14 protein-coding genes are annotated in these 15,742 nt (G+C 58.9%); 6 read left to right on the forward strand and 8 right to left on the reverse strand.

Going from position 1 to position 15,742, the window contains the following annotated elements; all coding sequences use genetic code 11:
* Window positions 1–82: 82 nt before the first annotated feature.
* Window positions 83–451, forward strand: a complete 369-nt coding sequence (locus VO84_RS21010; RefSeq protein WP_058189728.1) for a hypothetical protein — start codon at window positions 83–85, stop codon at window positions 449–451.
* Between the two features lie 135 nt (window positions 452–586).
* Here VO84_RS21010 and VO84_RS21015 read toward each other — a convergent pair whose 3' ends face one another.
* Window positions 587–1,354 carry a dolichyl-phosphate beta-glucosyltransferase gene (locus VO84_RS21015; protein WP_058189729.1) on the reverse strand — a complete coding sequence of 256 codons (768 nt, stop codon included), beginning with the start codon at window positions 1,352–1,354 and terminating at the stop codon, window positions 587–589.
* 222 nt (window positions 1,355–1,576) lie between these two features.
* Between VO84_RS21015 and VO84_RS21020 the strand changes: the two genes are divergently transcribed.
* Complete coding sequence (locus tag VO84_RS21020) at window positions 1,577–1,891, forward strand: integration host factor subunit beta (protein ID WP_058189730.1); 315 nt, start codon at window positions 1,577–1,579, stop codon at window positions 1,889–1,891.
* A gap of 40 nt (window positions 1,892–1,931) precedes the next feature.
* Here the strand turns inward: VO84_RS21020 and pgeF are convergent, their stop codons facing one another.
* Window positions 1,932–3,053: a peptidoglycan editing factor PgeF gene (gene pgeF, locus VO84_RS21025; protein WP_082662281.1), complete on the reverse strand. Its 1,122-nt coding sequence runs from the start codon at window positions 3,051–3,053 to the stop codon at window positions 1,932–1,934.
* Between the two features lie 326 nt (window positions 3,054–3,379).
* Here pgeF and VO84_RS21030 point away from each other — a divergent pair, with 326 nt between their 5' ends.
* The gene (locus tag VO84_RS21030; RefSeq protein WP_157440042.1) at window positions 3,380–4,051 is read left to right on the forward strand and encodes a hypothetical protein; all 672 of its coding nucleotides are present in this window, start codon (window positions 3,380–3,382) and stop codon (window positions 4,049–4,051) included.
* A gap of 27 nt (window positions 4,052–4,078) precedes the next feature.
* Here VO84_RS21030 and VO84_RS21035 read toward each other — a convergent pair whose 3' ends face one another.
* Both VO84_RS21035 and VO84_RS21040 read right to left on the reverse strand, forming a co-directional pair.
* A complete protein-coding gene (locus VO84_RS21035; protein WP_082662251.1) occupies window positions 4,079–4,498 on the reverse strand; it encodes an MmcQ/YjbR family DNA-binding protein in 420 nt (139 codons plus the stop codon).
* Entirely contained in the window at window positions 4,441–6,483 is a 2,043-nt protein-coding gene (locus VO84_RS21040) for a M3 family metallopeptidase (protein WP_058189733.1), read from the reverse strand. Before VO84_RS21040 ends, VO84_RS21035 begins: the two co-directional genes overlap by 58 nt.
* 98 nt (window positions 6,484–6,581) lie before the next feature.
* Between VO84_RS21040 and aroE the strand changes: the two genes are divergently transcribed.
* Entirely contained in the window at window positions 6,582–8,135 is a 1,554-nt protein-coding gene (gene aroE / locus VO84_RS21045; RefSeq protein WP_058189734.1) for a shikimate dehydrogenase, read from the forward strand.
* 65 nt (window positions 8,136–8,200) lie between these two features.
* Window positions 8,201–8,560 carry a type II toxin-antitoxin system ParD family antitoxin gene (locus VO84_RS22320; protein WP_082662252.1) on the forward strand — a complete coding sequence of 120 codons (360 nt, stop codon included), beginning with the start codon at window positions 8,201–8,203 and terminating at the stop codon, window positions 8,558–8,560.
* On the opposite strand, the gene VO84_RS21050 is transcribed toward VO84_RS22320, so the two are convergent.
* The 4 genes from VO84_RS21050 to VO84_RS21065 all read right to left on the reverse strand — a co-directional run bounded on the left by VO84_RS21050 (window position 8,535) and on the right by VO84_RS21065 (window position 14,266).
* On the reverse strand, window positions 8,535–8,879 hold the full coding sequence (locus VO84_RS21050; protein ID WP_058189735.1) for a hypothetical protein: 345 nt from the start codon (window positions 8,877–8,879) through the stop codon (window positions 8,535–8,537). The two genes, VO84_RS22320 and VO84_RS21050, sit on opposite strands and share 26 nt — an antisense overlap.
* A gap of 41 nt (window positions 8,880–8,920) precedes the next feature.
* Window positions 8,921–10,153, reverse strand: coding sequence for an SH3 domain-containing protein (locus VO84_RS21055; RefSeq protein ID WP_058189736.1), 1,233 nt, complete (start codon window positions 10,151–10,153; stop codon window positions 8,921–8,923).
* Between the two features lie 161 nt (window positions 10,154–10,314).
* Complete coding sequence (locus VO84_RS21060) at window positions 10,315–11,184, reverse strand: TerC family protein (protein ID WP_058189737.1); 870 nt, start codon at window positions 11,182–11,184, stop codon at window positions 10,315–10,317.
* A 34-nt stretch (window positions 11,185–11,218) separates the two neighbouring features.
* Window positions 11,219–14,266 carry a TonB-dependent receptor gene (locus VO84_RS21065; RefSeq protein WP_197414148.1) on the reverse strand — a complete coding sequence of 1,016 codons (3,048 nt, stop codon included), beginning with the start codon at window positions 14,264–14,266 and terminating at the stop codon, window positions 11,219–11,221.
* Window positions 14,267–14,374: 108 nt separating this feature from the next.
* On the opposite strand from VO84_RS21065, the gene VO84_RS21070 reads away from it, so the two are divergent.
* Window positions 14,375–15,742, forward strand: coding sequence for a M20/M25/M40 family metallo-hydrolase (locus VO84_RS21070; protein ID WP_058189739.1), 1,368 nt, complete (start codon window positions 14,375–14,377; stop codon window positions 15,740–15,742).

Consider the following 15,742-nt stretch of genomic DNA (forward strand, 5'->3'; position numbering starts at 1 on the left):
CACCTGCGCCTAAGGGCGGAGCTGCCCAAACAGCTCCGGTGATATGATCCGCCCAAAGCGTTGTTTTCCCCGGAGGCTAAGCATGATGCGTAAATTGTGGGCTTTTGCATTGCTTTTTCTGCTCTCCGCTGCCACTGCCTTTGCCGGTGATTTCAACGGCAAATGGACGGCACAGTTCGACACACAAATTGGGCCGCAGAAATATACATTCGAGTTTCATGTGGATGGAACAAAACTGACCGGCAAAGCGGTAAATGAACAGTTCGGGAGCACGGACATTGCAGAAGGCAAGGTGGATGGCGATTCCATCAGCTTTGTCGAACCGCTTGACTTTCAGGGCAGTGCGCTGCGGATCATCTATACCGGCAAGATGGATGGCGACTCCATCAAGTTCACGCGCAAGGTCGGAGAGTTCGCCACGGAAGAACTGACCGCGACACGAGTGAAATAAAACTGCGGGATGAGGTCATTCAATGCCGCACATCGAACTGGGACGCGCTACCGCTGCAATTGCATTTATGCTGATTGCAGTTTTACCGGTGTGGCGGAGAGCGCGAAATAGAAGCTGCGTTCCCTTGCCCTCTTCTCAGCCTTCCCGCTGTCTTTCGATGATCGCGACCTTCTTGCCATACCGCCCGACGAGGGCATTCCAGCGCACAATCGCTAATTCCTTCAACATCTGCAGCCCGTCGCGCAGATAACTGATGCGCGAGCGCGCGTCATGCGCCCAGCTCACCGGAACCTCCTGCACACGGAAGCCGCGCTTGCGCGCAATGAAGAGGATCTCCGGATCGAAGCCCCAGCGCTCAATTGTCTGCAATTGGAATACAGTCTGCGCGGCCTCGCGAGTAAAAGCCTTGAAGCCGCACTGCGTATCCGCATACGGTAGGCGCATCACGGCGCGGGTCAGTAGATTGAAGCAACGGCCAAAAATCTGCCGGTACAGCGGCTGGCGGTGAGTTTGGCGGCTGGTCGCCAGCCAGCGCGAGCCAATGGCAATATCTGCGCCGGCGGCAATGGCGTCAAACAGCCGCTGGGCCTCGTCAATCGGCGCTGAGAGATCGGCATCCGTGAACATGACCACCTCTCCCAGCGCGTGCAGCAGACCCGAGCGAACGCTGTATCCCTTGCCGCGGTTACCGGGGTTCTCCATCAACCGGACTTCCGGAGCAGTGAGAGCAAATTTTTTTACCAAGCTGGCGGTCTCGTCGGTAGAGCCGTCATTGACGACGATGACCTCCGCGAACCATCCATGGCTGCGAACGGCCGCTATCACGGCCTCCAGCGTTGGTAGAATGCGCGCCCGCTCGTTATATGCCGGGACAACAATGCTGTATTTGGGATACGGCGTCACTTAACAAGTCTCTTTTGGCCCCGGGCAAGCGATTGTCCAGGCGAACTTGGGGTACTTTGCACATGATATACGCGCTGGCCTGCGAACGTTTCGAAGCCTTGCAGTATGCGGGCTTATACGCCAAATGACTGATGCATAAAGGTCAAATCCACAGCAAGTCGCGTCTTTTTCGCGCACCACGCGTCGATTTTGGGTATGCTTGGTAGCGGAGGCGAACGAGGCATGACGAAGGCGGACCTTGTAGAGAAAGTAACCAGCCTGGGAGATCTGACTCGCCGCGACGGCGAGGTGATCGTCGAAACCATCTTTGAGTCGGTGATCAATGCTCTGCAGACTGGCGACAAGATCGAGATTCGCGGATTCGGGTCGTTTCGTATCCGCCAGCGCAATCCCCGCATCGGACGCAACCCCAAGACAGGCGAGCGCGTCGAGGTGCCTGCTAAGCGTGTGCCCTACTTCAAGCCCTCCAAGGAGTTGCGCGACCTGGTTAATCCGGACGAGGCCAAAGCGGCGTCTAAAGGGGAAAAGACGGAGTAAGCCGCGCGGGAATCCGGCTTACACACAAACGCGTCGAAATTCAGCCCCGGATGCCGACCACGCTCAGCATCCGGCCCGCGCGGCCCTGTGAGCCACGGTGCGAGAAGAAAAGCTCAGGCTGGCATCGGGTGCAACCGCCAACCATACTGATATTGCGCGGTTTAAGGCCTGCATCGAGCAGTTGCCTGCGGTTCGCTTCCGCCACATCCAGATGCAAACCCGGGCCTTGGGACGAGTCTCCAGGCGCGCGCTGCGTAAGAAACAGCAGGGGATATTCCTGCTTTACAGAGTCTGAGTCATAGACCTCGTGAAACAGCTCCGGCGCGTAGGCAAACTGCGAAGTGAACTCCGAAAATACGTCCTCACCCACGGCATAGCAGCATGGCCCAATGCTTGGGCCGATCGCCGCAACCAGATCCTCGGGATCCGAGCCGAATTCCAGCCGCATCCGCCCAATGCCGCTCTCTACAATGCGCTTGACGGTGCCGCGCCAGCCGGCGTGGAAAGCAGCAACAACCTTCTTCTTGCGGTCAGTCACCAGAACGGGCGTGCAATCCGCAGTCAGAATGCCGAGCAGCAGGCCGGGCTTGTCGGTCATCAGCCCGTCTCCCTCGCATGGCTGACCAATATGCGATGAATCCGCCACAGCCACCATGCTCGAATGAATTTGCCGAATGGTCACGATCGGTGTGGAAGCATTGCCGGTAATGGCTTCGGCGAAGAGCTCGCGGTTGCGCAGCACATGTTCGCGTGTATCGTCCGCGGTAAAGCCCAGATTCAGCTCTGCTGGCTCGCCTTCTGCTGCATAGGCGGTACTCATACCGCCGCGCCGTGTGCTGAAGCCGTGCCATAGCCATGAAATTCGCTTAAGGGCCGGCGCAGAAACCCATTCGACGCCATTGCCGGCGTGAATTGGCTCGGCGGCAGCCGGACGTAGATCGTCGGGACTCTTATTGCTTAGATCGTGGCGCGGGGTGGTTTTGCGACCGCCTGCAGCCTTCTCTGTCTGACCGCGAACCAATCCGGCTGCAGAAAACAGAGCGTCAACCTGCTCGATCTGGTCCTCAATGCGCGCATCAATCTGCGCCTCAATGAGGGATTCTGCACCAGCGGATTTCGCAAGCGCGGAAACGGAGCGGGTAATGGGGATGCTGGAGGGCATGGACTTCATTTTAGCGGGAGAGAAATTATTTCAGCCGGAATAAAGCTTGTGGGCCTGCCTTCCGGCAGGCCCGCTAGAGAGGCATTGGGGGTGGGGTATCCAGAAAGGGGGGATTGAGGTGAAGATCGTAAACGACCTTCAAAGAGGATGGTTTCCTACCTTGGAGGGTGATACTACGGGGAAGCCTCTGCTTGTTAATAAATAAGACGCCAAGCCCCGGGGAATGGTTGCTCGACTTCCGGAAGGATTTTTTTGAGCCCGAAAATGTATGAAAACAGAGCATTATTCTATTGCGCGCGCGATTCCCGATTGGCACTCTAATAGTTGTGAAGAACTGGCCATACATTCTGATTGTGCTGATCGTCATCGGTGGCGCGGGGTTTCTGGTATACAGCGACCGGCAGCGACTTGGGGTCGGACATATGCTAGGAGCCAGTTCCGCCAGTGAAAATACCGGTGAAAGCACCAGCGGCGTCAGTGCAGCCCTGAACGCGATGAAACCGTCGAAGGCGAAATGGCGGTCCATCTCCCGTCCCGCTGACGGGTTCACCGTCGAACTGCCCGCAGGCACGCGAGATTCCGAAGCTCCTGCCTTCAATGAAACCGGGAGCACGGAGCCGGTCAAAATGCTGGAGTCAACCTCTGACGACGACACGGTTTACGCCATCACCTGGCAGGACAATCCGCCCATCGCGCGCATCAACAATAACGTGCCGGACCGCACGCTGGACCAGGCCCAGGACGGAATGCTTAGCCGCACACAGACGACGCTGATGAGCCAGACCCGAATCGTCGCCGGCGGATCTCCGGGGCGGGAGATTCTGGCGCACAATGCCTCGGGCGGCGTTCTGAATGCGCGGTTGATCTATGTGAAGCTCCCCGGAGCAAATGACCGGCTCTATACCCTGATGGCGCTCTTTCCCACCGCCGGTGCGCGGCACGAACAGGACGTGACACGCTTCTTCAATTCCTTTGTCATGTCAGCGCCCGGTGCCTGATCCCGGCCTTTGAGCCCGATCTGGGCATCAATTTTCCGCTCGCTTCTTCGTTGCTGCGCGTTTCTTCGCCGGCTTACGGTTCTTCTCTACGCGCAGCTTCCAGGCAGTGTGCAGCGCACCGGTAAGCAAGTCCTCATTGGCTGCGGCCAGCAACACATGTGTGGCGCCCATGCGTCCCCATCCGCCAAAAACCGGCAGAAATACCTCTGGCTGCTCAGCGATAAAGCCCGCTTGCATCCCCGGTGTCAGCATCAGGTTTCCGTAGCCTTTGCTTTGCATGGCCAGCGTAGCAAAGATGCGCCCGCCGACGCGGAAATCCGCCGAGCCCATGTGCGAGCCTTCCTCCGCGCCTTCCATGCTGAGCGCGATGCGCCGAAAGTCCGCAACGCTTAAGCCAGCGCCGGTTTGCTTTCGAATTTCCCCATCTCGAATTCCTCGCCGAGCCATCTCTGAAAAGCCTCAAATTCCTCGTCCCTGCCCAGAAAATCGCGAACCATCGTCCGCCCCGGCTTTGAGCCGCCCTGCTCCAGCACCGCCTTACGATAGCGCGTGGCTGCGTCACCGTCGAGCAGATTTTCCGGATCGAACTGCGCAAAGAAGTCCAGCGCGATCACCTTGTCGAAGGCGTACGTATAGTAGTTCGACGAGTAACCCGTCAGATGCCCGAAGCTCGCATACATGCGGCTGCCGTCCAGCCACTTCCACGGCAGCAGGCTGGTGTAGAGCGAATGAATCGTCTTGTCCAGATCGATCTGCGCCGGGTCTTCATCATGCAGATTCAGCGAAATTGCCGTGTAGTAAATCTGCTGCCGCATTCCATCCGCACGTCCAAACGCACTCGCGGCCTTCATCCGCTGAATGATCTCCGCCGGCAGAACCTCGCCCGTTTCGTGGTGCTTTGCAAAGCTCTGCAGCAGCTTCACGTCGCGGAAAAACTCCTCCAGCATCTGCGAAGGCACCTCAATGAAATCTCCCTCCGTCGCAAATCCTGAAAGCCCGGCCCACTCTGTGTGGCCGCCCAGAATCGCGTGCATCAGGTGCCCGAATTCATGGAAGTACGTCACCACGTCGTTGTACTGCATCAGTCCCGGGTCCTTCTGATCTGACCCACCCTCTTCGCCGCCGGGGAAGTTGCAGATCAGCGAAACCTCCGGCAGATAGCGCCCCTTCACGCCCGTCACCACCGGCGCAGCCGAAAACCACTTATCCTTGCCCTCGCGCGGATGCATGTCGAGATAAAACCGCCCGATCCGCTTACCACCTTCGAACACATCAAAGACCTTCACAGCCTTGTCCCAGGCAGTCGCATCCGACGCCCGAAACTCTACCTTGAACAGCCGCGCCGCCGTCGCCAGCACGCCTGCCTCCACCTGCTCGTACGGAAAATAAGGCCGCACGGACTGCGAATCAAAATCAAACTTTGCCCGCCGGAACTGTTCATACCAGTAGCCGCGGCTGGTAATGTCGATCTCGTCAAGTCGCGGCTCATTCTTCGGCTGCTGCTCCCGTGCAAATTCCAGAATCATCTCGTGCTCGCGCTTCGCACCCTCGCGGCTAGCCTCATCCAGCTTGTGCAGAAACGCACGCACATTCTTCGCCGAACCCATCATCTGGTCCGCGGTCGCCAGATCGGCCCAACTTCTAAAGCCAAGCACTGACGCGATTTCCTGCCGCGTCTTGAGCAAATCTTCCAGGATCGTCTTGTTCGCCGGATACGCCCGCGTGTTGTACGCCAGATACATCCGCTCGCGCAGCTCTCCGTTCGCCGCAAATGTCATGACCGGCTGCATATCGGGCTGATCCGTCGAAATCGTCACTTTGCCCTCAGCATTTGCCGGATGCCGTGCCAGGTAATCGGCCGGCAAACCGTCCAGCTCCTCCAGCGCGGCCTCAATCGTCTTTGCGCCCTCCTGGATGTTCCGGCTGAAATCCAGCGAGTGCTTCGTCGCCTGCTCATGTAGCTGCTGCAGATGCATGCGCGTAGCCTCGTCCTTGTCCACGCCGGCCAGCCGATACCCCAGCAGCGTGCGCTCCACATAATGCTTTGTCGCGTCACTGGTTCCGGTCCTGCCCATTGCAGCCAGCGCGTCATACACCCCGCGATTCAGGCTCAGCGCCGCGCCGGCCTGCGAGACCCGCTGCGCAGCCGTCTGCGCCGCATCGCGCACACCCTTATCCGCAGCCACGGAGTTCAGCACGCCAGCCTGCGACCCGGCCAGGCTCAGCTGCTCGATCGCCGCGTCATACAGCCGCAGCGTGTTTTCGAGCGTCCGCTGCCCTGGGACCGCCAGCAGCGCAGCCAGCGCCTCCTCATGCGCCGCAAGGCGCGCACTAACCCACTTGTCCAGCGCTTCTGCGGACTCGGCCCCGCCTTCATCCCAGGCATGAATCTCTTCAGTCACAAGCAAAGCGGCAACGGTATCGGCTGGCATCGGCAAACATTCCTCCAAAGAACTAGCTTGCCACACCGGGCGCATGCAATGCCTTGTACCGCAGCGTTCAACCCTTCTACGATAGGACAGTTGACCGTATGAAAACTGCGCCCAAGTCCCCACTGTCAGGCCCAAAACTTCGCCACGGAAAGATCTGCGTCGCCATACAGGCCGCCACGCCTGCTGAGATGCTGGACCGCGCAGCACGGGCTCTCAAAGACGCAAAATTCCTCGAATTCCGTCTCGATTCGCTCAGAAATCCCGCCGCCGCACTGCCGCGCCTGAAAGCATTTCTCACCGCAAATCCCAGCGTCGTAGCCATCGGCACATGCCGCCGCAAACCCAACGGCGGGCACTTTGTTGGGCCCTTGTCAGACGAGCTTGCAATCCTGCTCAAGGCCTCACGCACCGGATGCAGAATCATTGATCTCGAAGTCGAATCCGCCGAAGAAGCCTCTTCCGCGCAGCTCGAAAAATTCCGTACCGCTCTGCACTCCGCAGGCGCATCACTGCTCATCAGCTTCCATGACTTCTCCAAAACTCGCCATCTGGACCGCGCCGCAGGTCGCATAGCCGCCTTCGCGCCGGATTACATCAAGGTTGTCTCCACCGCACAGACGCTCTCCGACAACCTCGCCATCCTGCGCCTCATAGAAGACCGCGCCACATCGTCGCGCGTCGTCGGCATTGCCATGGGCGAAGAAGGCCTGGTGAGCCGCGTTCTCGGCCCGCGCGAGGGCGCGACCTTCACCTTCGCATCCTTGGTGGATGGTTCCGAAACCGCGCCGGGCCAGGTCTCCGCCCGCACGCTGCGCCGCCTCTACCGCGCCGACAAGCTCAACGCCGAGACCCGCATCTTCGGCGTCGCTGGCAATCCCATCACGCACTCGCTCTCACCGCTGATGCACAACACCGCCTTCCAACGCGAAAAAGTAAACGCTGTCCTGCTTCCGCTCAAGGCCAAAACTGCGGCCGACCTCATCGCACTCATGATCGAGCTGCCCATGAGCGGAGCGGCGATCACCATGCCGCTCAAGCTCGAGGTCCTTCCGTACCTCGATCACATCGACCCCATCGCCCGTCGCATCGGGGCCGTCAACACGCTGCGCGTCTCCGCAGACGGCAAGCTCTCCGGCTACAACACCGATGTCCACGGCATCGTAAACCCACTCGCCCAGCGCATCCAGCTAAAAGGCGCGCGCATCGCCGTTCTCGGCGCAGGCGGAGCAGCCCGCGCGGCGGTCTTCGGGCTCGTCGATGCAGGCGCAGAGGTCTTCATCATCAACCGCACGCATGAAAATGCCGTAGCCCTGGCCCGCGCCGCAAAAGCAAAAGCTCTCAAGCACAATCAGCTCACAAAACATCGCTTCGACGCCATCCTCAACTCCACGCCCTGCGGCATGAAAGGCTCCGCGCAGCCGCTGCCACTGGCAGAAAGCGAGCTCAACGCCAACCTGATTTTCGAAATGGTCTATAACCCGCTTGAAACGCCTCTGCTTCGCCTCGCCAGATCACGCGGCATTCCCACCATCAGTGGCCTCGAAATGTTCGTGCAACAAGGCGTGCGCCAATTCGAAATCTGGACCGGCAAAACGCCGCCAGAAGCCGAAATGCGCCGAGTAGTCGAGCGCGAACTGAAGCGACGCGGCTAAGCATCTGGACAATTGCTGGAATGGATGGAAAAATCAAGTAGGATTAAATCCTATCTGAGGCCATCATGCGTTCCACAAAGCAAATGAGCATCACACTCCCCAACGAGCTAGCCGGTATGGTCCGCAAGAAAGTTGAGTCCGGAAATTACGCCTCGGAGAGCGAAGTCATTCGTGATGGCTTGCGCGCCCTTCAACGGGAAGATGAAGCGCTGGAGCATTGGCTGCGAACTGAAGTCGTGGCAAGCTATGAAGAAGTTAAAGCAGACCCCTCACGGGTACTCACTTCTGAGCAAGTGCTGGCAAAACTTGTCCAGCACCGCAAAGCACGTCTGAGGGCTGGTTGCATCGCAGATTCTTCCTCTGAAGAGAGAGCCAGCGCACGCGAACTGAAGCCCGCAGCTAGTCGCGAACAAAATAGAAGATGATTCCAAGGACGAAGGAAATCATCGGCCAGAATCGAACTGGAATATAGAACAACTTATCCCGGTGCTTCAGAATCGATCTCTGCTCGACAACCTCGCCGGTTCCGTCCAAAACCTCTTCTCGCCCAGGCAAGAGGAATTGCACAATCACGCCCGCCGCCCAAAATGCGGCTAGCTTCGGCCAGCCATTATGGGCGTAATAATTGGAGTCGTGATAATACAGCCCCGTTAGATAATCGGAGGCAAGCAGGCATACAACTGTCGCAGCACCGGCAATCCAGCCCCGGCCAGAAAACGAGAAGAAAAGCGAAGTGTTAATCATTCAGCAAACAGTTACGGGAATTGCCTTCGACTATATCAAAACTACTTTTTCTTCTTCCCCGTCTTCGCCCCTGGCTTCTTCCCACCCTTAGCGCCCTTCTCTTCTTCCTTGCGCGAAGAAGGAATCGGGTCCATATCCGGCCCTACGCGCTTCACCGTCGTATCAATCAGCTGATAGTTCAACGTGCGCGGCGCAACCGGGCTCACGACGCCGGTTTCCGGATCAACCTTTACGCTCTCCGGCAAGCCCAGCAGGAAGCTGAACTGCGGAGCCACGCCGCCCGGCACACCCGGCCCCTTGGGCACGGAAGCCTGCGTCACCTTCACCGGCAGAAAGCCCGCAATCGGATGCAGACGGAAGGCCGTCTCATAGCGGTGCCGCTTGGCGCTCCACGTAAACACGCGCACCTGGTCGAAATCAAACGGCAGCCCGGCCTTCGGCGGAGCAAGCACCGTAACAAACTCCGGCTTCTCAGTCGTCACCGGCTGGCCGTCCTTGTCCACATTCTCGTCCGATACCTTGGTCAGTACGTATGCACCAATGATGCGTTGCCCCTCGGCATACTGCGCAATCTCGTCCGGCACATCGATATCCATCCTGCTGGAAAGCACCCATCCAGCGCGGCCCTGGCCATCGCGCACCAGCCACCAGTCCTCCAGGATCGGTGCAGCCGCAGGGCCTCCTGCGACAAGGCCAGTCGGAACCGCACCTGATGCCGGCGTTGCGGCCGCGTTCGGTGCTGCCGTCTTTCCTGCCTTCGGCGCCACCGGAGCATTCGCAGCCGGCGCACTCCCCGCAGGCTTGCGAACCGGCGCACCTGCTGCCGCCTTCGCCACCGAAGCCCTCACCAGCAGCTCTACCTTGTCATTTGCCGGCAGCAGATAGTAACGCTCCGTATCGCGCCCCGGCGCAAGATGCAGAAACACGTCGTCCCGCAACACCGCCCTCGCGACCACGTTGTCATTCTTGTGCTGCTGGCCAATCTTCGCAAAAGACTCGTAGGTCGGCTGGTCAATCACGGCATGCTGCTCAAGCCAGCCAATTTCGTTCTTTTCCGTCTTGACCTTCAGGAAGCGCCGCCCATGCTCCAGCACCTCCAGCTTCTGCCCGTTCTTTACCTCGCCAACGCGGTTTGACACCGCAGCCACCCGGTCATGCAGATACTGCTGCTGCGCCACCACGTAAACCGTCTCATGGTTGTCCGGGTGCAGGCGATTACATCCAGCCAGCATCGCGACTGGCAGAATTGCAGCAGCAAAGAATGAAAGTTTCATTCGGGAGAGCAAAGATTTGAGTGACATGGGGAATGTCATGAGCACAGCGTTCACGTTGAGAATATCAGGGAACAGCGCAGGGCAATCAACGATGTACCGCCTTCGCGCGCGCGGAGAACCTATGTAGCACCTGTGTCAATTTCGGGAATCTCCTCAACGCTTTACGCAGAGGGGTTCTGCTCCCCACCCTTCGCCAGTAACGAAACCGCCGCGCACACACCCAGGATCCCCGCAATCACGCCCAGAGAAACTGTAATCGGAATCTCGATCCAGTGCGCAACCAGCATCTTGAAAGCCACAAACGCCAGCAGTATGCCCAGCCCATAGTGCAGATAGCGCAACCGGTCCAGCAGGCCAGACAACACAAAATACAGCGACCGCAGCCCCAGAATCGCCGCAATGTTTGACGTGTACACGATAAACGGATTCCGCGAAATCGCCAGCACCGCGGGAATCGAGTCCACCGCAAAGAGCAGATCCGTCACCTCCACCGCGAGAATCACCGGTAAGAGCGACCCCTTCGCCGGCTGCAGCTTGCGAATCCACTCCGGAATCACTTCCTTGGCCGAGCCGCCGCGCAGCAGCTTCCACGCCGCATACAGCAGCAGCAGGCCAAATATCCATGTGATCCACTCAAAATGCTGCAGCAGCGTCACGCCGACTGCAATAAATCCGGCGCGCAGCACAATCGCTCCAGCCACGCCCCACGCCAGCGCGTGATGCTGCCCTTCTTTGTCGATGCCGAACCCGCGAAACAGCACAAGAAAGACAAAAAGATTGTCGATACTCAGCGAAGTCTCAATCGAGTACCCTGCAATCCACTGCAGCCCCAGGGCGTGCCCGTCCTTCATCGTAATCCAGGCCGCGAAGCACCCCGAAGCAACAAAAAGCGCCAGTGTCCATGCCAGAGCAATCCTCTGGTTTGCCTTGTCGCTCCTGTGCCCGCCGGTCAGCAGCGAGTCCACAACCACCAGCATAATTACCGCTGCGTGAAAGCCAACCCACCACGTCCATGAGGCTCCGCCGATCATAGGCACGATGCTACAGGACCGTCAGGCGCAATGGTCAGAATTCCAGCTTCAGCGCAAACTGCATCTCACGCGGCGTGCCTGATCCTACCGGCGTAATCGGCGATACGTTCAGGTTCACCGTCGTAATGATGCTGCCGAAGCCGGTCGTGTTCGCCGGATTGAAAGTAGCCTGCGGCTCGCCAAGCTGCGGATGATTGAAGATGTTGTAAAACTCCGAGCGGAACTCGAGCCGCGCGCGCTCCCCCAGCGGGAACGTCTTACCGGCGCCAAGATCGATCTGCCAGGTGCCCGGCCCGCGAATCAGGTTGCGCGGCGCAGTGCCGAACTCTCCAGCCGGAGTCGCGAATGCAGCCGGATTGATCCACCCTGCCACGTTTCTGCCTCCTGAAGGCGTGAGAGAAACGCCCGGAATAAGATCAGGGCGCTGTGTGCCGGAGGCCCCATCCGGCGCGGTGTAGCTTGAAGGCATCACTACATTCACCGGAAAGCCTGTGCGGGCCAGCGCCGTTGTTGTCAGCTCCCAGTTGCCCACAATGGCGTTCACAATCCCGTTCTCGTTCAGCATCGGCTTGCCCTGGCCAAAGGGAAGTTCATACACCGCGTTGCCGTTGAACACATTGCGCGCATCCCAGTTGCCGCTGGTGCGATCGCAAGCCAGACACAACGGATTCTGCGGGTCCTGGTTGTCGCCGTCGCCGCTTCCATTCGATCCGTTATCGATCTCGTGCGACCACATGTAATTGCCCGTCACCAGCAGGCCGCTTGAAAACGCTCGCCGCAGCGCCGCCGACAAGCCGCTGTAAGAGCTCATTCCGATCGAACCGCGCCAGCCGATCGCCGGGGCAAAGGCCGGATACTGCACCAATCCCGTCGTCGGATCGATCAGGTTCACCACGTTCGTATCCAGCAGATGCACGCCATGGCTTCCCAGGTAGGAGAGAGTGCCGACGAATTTCGCAGGCAGTTCCTGCTGCGCCGAGAGGCTCCACTGCTCGGTATACGAGTCCTTGCGATTTCGCTGTTCGGCATTCGGTGAGATGGTTCCCGCACCAAATGTGACCGGATAGGAAATCGGATTGGTCGCGCTGCTTGTCTTCGAATAGGAGGGAACCTCGTTCTTGGCCGGCAGATTCTGATCGTCCAGTTGTCCGTCCTCGTGGTACATGCCGAATCCGCCGCGGATCACGGTCCCTCCGTTCTTTCGCGGCTCCCACACAAAGGCCACACGCGGATCAATATCGCCGTAATTCTGGTTGCCAAAGCTTGCGCCCACGCCGCAGAATCCCTGCGGACCGCAGGTATCAAAATCAAAGGGGTTGGCCTTTCCATGCGCCTCATCAAAGAGATTGAAGATGGTGTAACGCAGGCCCAGGTTGAGCGTGAGATTCGGCCGCCACTTGAACTCATCCTGCGCATAGAAGAAGTAATTGTTCTTGCGCAATCCGTTCACCGGCAGAGAGCCTGTCAGGCTGGCCTTTTTCACGTTGTTCGCCGCCAGGTCCTCCACGGTATTAAACGTAACCGTCCCGTGCTCGCCATATTCCTGGTTCACCTGAATGTAGCGGAACTCCATTCCGGCCTTGAAAGTATGCCGGTCATGCGTCCAGGTCAGGTTGTCAATTGCGGAATACGAGTTGCCCACATAAACGCTGGTGTAGTCGTAATTCTGCGTGATCACTCCCGGAGAAGAAGGCGTTGAAACCGCAATCTGATAAGCAATCCCGGAGTTGCTGTAGTTGTACTGGTTGTCGCTGGAGCGGTTGAAGGCAACCTTGGACTCATTCACGAAGTGAGAATTGAAAATGTGCAGCAGCTCCAGCATGCCGTTCACCGGCGCGGAGACCTTCTGCGTCAGATCCGTCGCAGAGGCCGAAAGCGGCTGCGTATCCACTGACCGGTCGTAATTAAAGCGCATAAAGCCCGTCGTCTTCGATGTGAAGTGCTGGTCCAGTCGCAGCATGAACGAGCTCTCGTTCACCACCTGCGTGCATGCGCATGTCAGCAGGTCGATGTCCGGGTCGCTGGTCGGTGTCAGAATTGTATTTGGACCGGCGCCAGGATATCCGTGCAGGATGTTGTACACCGGCGAAGTCGATGGAACCGACGCAATGAGCGCCTGGCTCGGCACGTCTCCACTCACCGGGTAGCCCCAGTTCTGCCGGTAAGCTTCAGCGGCGAGGAAGAAAAACGTCTTGTCGCGTATGATCGGCCCGCCCAGTGATCCGCCAAACTGATTCAGGCGCAGCGGTTGCTGTGTCTCACCCTTCGAGGCCCACAGAGGCAGCGGTGCGTCAAAAGCGTCATTGCGCAGGTACTCGAAGATCCGTCCATGCAGCGCGTTGGTGCCGCTCGGCGAAGTCACATCCAGCTGCGCGCCTCCCGTAGCGCCCACCTCCGCGGTCGACATCAGCGAATCCACCCGGAACTCCGAGATCGCATCCAGCGGAATTGCAAGCCTCACCCATTGGCGCTGTGTCTGATTCACAATGTTGGTGGCGTCCACACCGTCGTAAGTAAAGTTGCTGTCGTCCAGACCGCGCCCGGCAAAGCGAATCGTCCGCTGGTTGCTGCCACCCGTGTCAATGGCGCCGGGAATGAACGCCGTCAGCGCCGCCCAGTTGCGGCCATTCAGCGGCAATTCGTTGGCCTGTGTTTTCTCAATCAGGCCTGTCACCGCGCCGGTAGTGCGATCGATCAAAGCCGAGCTGGAGGGAACTTCTACACGCTGCTCGCCGCCCGATACCTGTAGCGTCGCATTCAGCGTGCGCGTCCTCCCGATCACTTCTTCCACGCTTACAAACGTGATGCTCTTGAATCCCGCATGGGCAAACGTGATCGTGTAGACGCCCACCGGCAGCTCAAGAATGCTATAGCTTCCATCGGAACGCGATTCCGTTTCGCGGCGCAGATCGGTCGCATTCTGAACCGCCGTAATGCGTGCCTGCGGCAGCACGCGGCCCGCCGGATCGCTCACCACACCATTCAATCCGCTGCGATCCACCTGGGCAAAGCTGACGGAAGCTGCCAGCAAAAGAAGAAACATAATAGCTGCCATGCGAAGCTGATAAATAGCAGAAAGCATGGTCATTACTCTATCGTCCGCGCTGCAGCTTAGTGTCAGAGCAATGTTAAGAGTTGGCGGACTTTCCCGGCAGCCGATTTGCCGGCTCCTGTTATCCTCAGCACACCTATGCGCCGCATCTCTCATGCATTTCTTCCATTCACGCTTGCCTCTGTCTTTGCGCTCGCCATCCACTCGCAATCCGTACAGCCGCTCTCCCCTGCGGAAAAGGCAATGGTAGCGTACATCGATACCAACGAACAGGCGTCGAGCCAGATGCTCGAGCAGCTGGTGAATATCAACAGTGGCACACATAACCTCGAAGGCGTCCGCGCCGTTGGCAAGATCATGATGGACCAGCTCAGCTCGCTCGGCTTCCAGGTACATTGGGTCAACATGGATGCAGTGCACCGTGCCGGCGCCCTGGTCGCCGAGCATCCATGTCCGCAGCCCAACACATGCGGCAAGCGGATGCTTCTCATCGGTCACATGGACACGGTCTTCGATAAAGACAGTCCCTTTCAGCAATACACCGTGCAGGGCCACATCGGCACCGGCCCAGGCGTCAACGACATGAAGGGCGGTCTCGTCGACATGCTCTTCGCGCTCAAAGCCATGCAGGCCGCAGATGTGCTGAAACAAACGGAGATCACCATCGTTCTCAGTGGCGATGAAGAAGCGCACGGCGAGCCAGCCAGCATCTCACGGCGTGACATGATCGCCGCCGCAAAACACAGTGACGTCGCACTCGAATTCGAGGGCACGCCGCGCCAGGACGGCATCTTTTACGGCAGCGTCAGCCGGCGCAGCTCCATCTCGTGGCACATCAACACCACGGGCGAAACAGGCCACTCCACCGGCATCTTCGGCTCCAGCAAAGGCTATGGCGCAATCTACGAGCTCACTCGCATCCTGGATGCCTTTCGCACGCAGCTTCCTGAGCAATATCTCACCTTCAACGTGGGCCTCCTTGTCGGCGGTACAAGCCTCACCGTCGATGACTCGGGCAACAACGCCACCGCGACCGGCAAGGGCAATGTAATTCCCCCCACGGCCTACGCCAGCGGCGACATCCGCACCATCTCCAATGAACAATCCGAACGCGTCGAGAAAAAGATGCAATCCATCGTCGCGCAGCATCTGGCAAAAACCGGCGCAACCCTCACCTTCAGCGAGGGCTACCCCGCCATGGCGCCCACCGCGCAGAGCCGCGCCCTGCTCGGCGTTCTCAATCAGGCCAATGCAAGTCTTGGCTTTGGCGCAATGCCGGAGCTCGATCCCATGAAGCGAGGCGCGGGCGACATCGCATTCGTCGCGGACATTCTTCCCGGCCTCGCCGGCATTGGCGCAACCGGCGAAGGCGCGCACGCACCGGGTGAAACCATTGATCTCTCCACGCAGCCCATCAACACCAAGCGCGACGCCATGCTGATGTATCGCCTCAGCAAAATCGATCAGAAAGCCGACCTGATCAGCGTGGCGGGCAAAGCAAAGTAA

Origin of the sequence: Occallatibacter gabretensis, assembly GCF_001449115.1 — a bacterium.
GTDB lineage: Bacteria > Acidobacteriota > Terriglobia > Terriglobales > Acidobacteriaceae > Telmatobacter > Telmatobacter gabretensis.

Coding starts and splice junctions, on each gene's coding strand:
- VO84_RS21010 (WP_058189728.1), top strand. CDS start 83: ATGATGCGTAAATTGTGGGCTTTTGCATTGCTTTTTCTGCTCTCCGCT.
- VO84_RS21020 (WP_058189730.1), top strand. CDS start 1,577: ATGACGAAGGCGGACCTTGTAGAGAAAGTAACCAGCCTGGGAGATCTG.
- pgeF (WP_082662281.1), bottom strand. CDS start 3,053: ATGCCCTCCAGCATCCCCATTACCCGCTCCGTTTCCGCGCTTGCGAAA.
- VO84_RS21035 (WP_082662251.1), bottom strand. CDS start 4,498: ATGGCTCGGCGAGGAATTCGAGATGGGGAAATTCGAAAGCAAACCGGC.
- VO84_RS21040 (WP_058189733.1), bottom strand. CDS start 6,483: ATGCCAGCCGATACCGTTGCCGCTTTGCTTGTGACTGAAGAGATTCAT.
- aroE (WP_058189734.1), top strand. CDS start 6,582: ATGAAAACTGCGCCCAAGTCCCCACTGTCAGGCCCAAAACTTCGCCAC.
- VO84_RS22320 (WP_082662252.1), top strand. CDS start 8,201: ATGCGTTCCACAAAGCAAATGAGCATCACACTCCCCAACGAGCTAGCC.
- VO84_RS21050 (WP_058189735.1), bottom strand. CDS start 8,879: ATGATTAACACTTCGCTTTTCTTCTCGTTTTCTGGCCGGGGCTGGATT.
- VO84_RS21055 (WP_058189736.1), bottom strand. CDS start 10,153: ATGAAACTTTCATTCTTTGCTGCTGCAATTCTGCCAGTCGCGATGCTG.
- VO84_RS21060 (WP_058189737.1), bottom strand. CDS start 11,184: ATGATCGGCGGAGCCTCATGGACGTGGTGGGTTGGCTTTCACGCAGCG.
- VO84_RS21065 (WP_197414148.1), bottom strand. CDS start 14,266: ATGCTTTCTGCTATTTATCAGCTTCGCATGGCAGCTATTATGTTTCTT.
- VO84_RS21070 (WP_058189739.1), top strand. CDS start 14,375: ATGCGCCGCATCTCTCATGCATTTCTTCCATTCACGCTTGCCTCTGTC.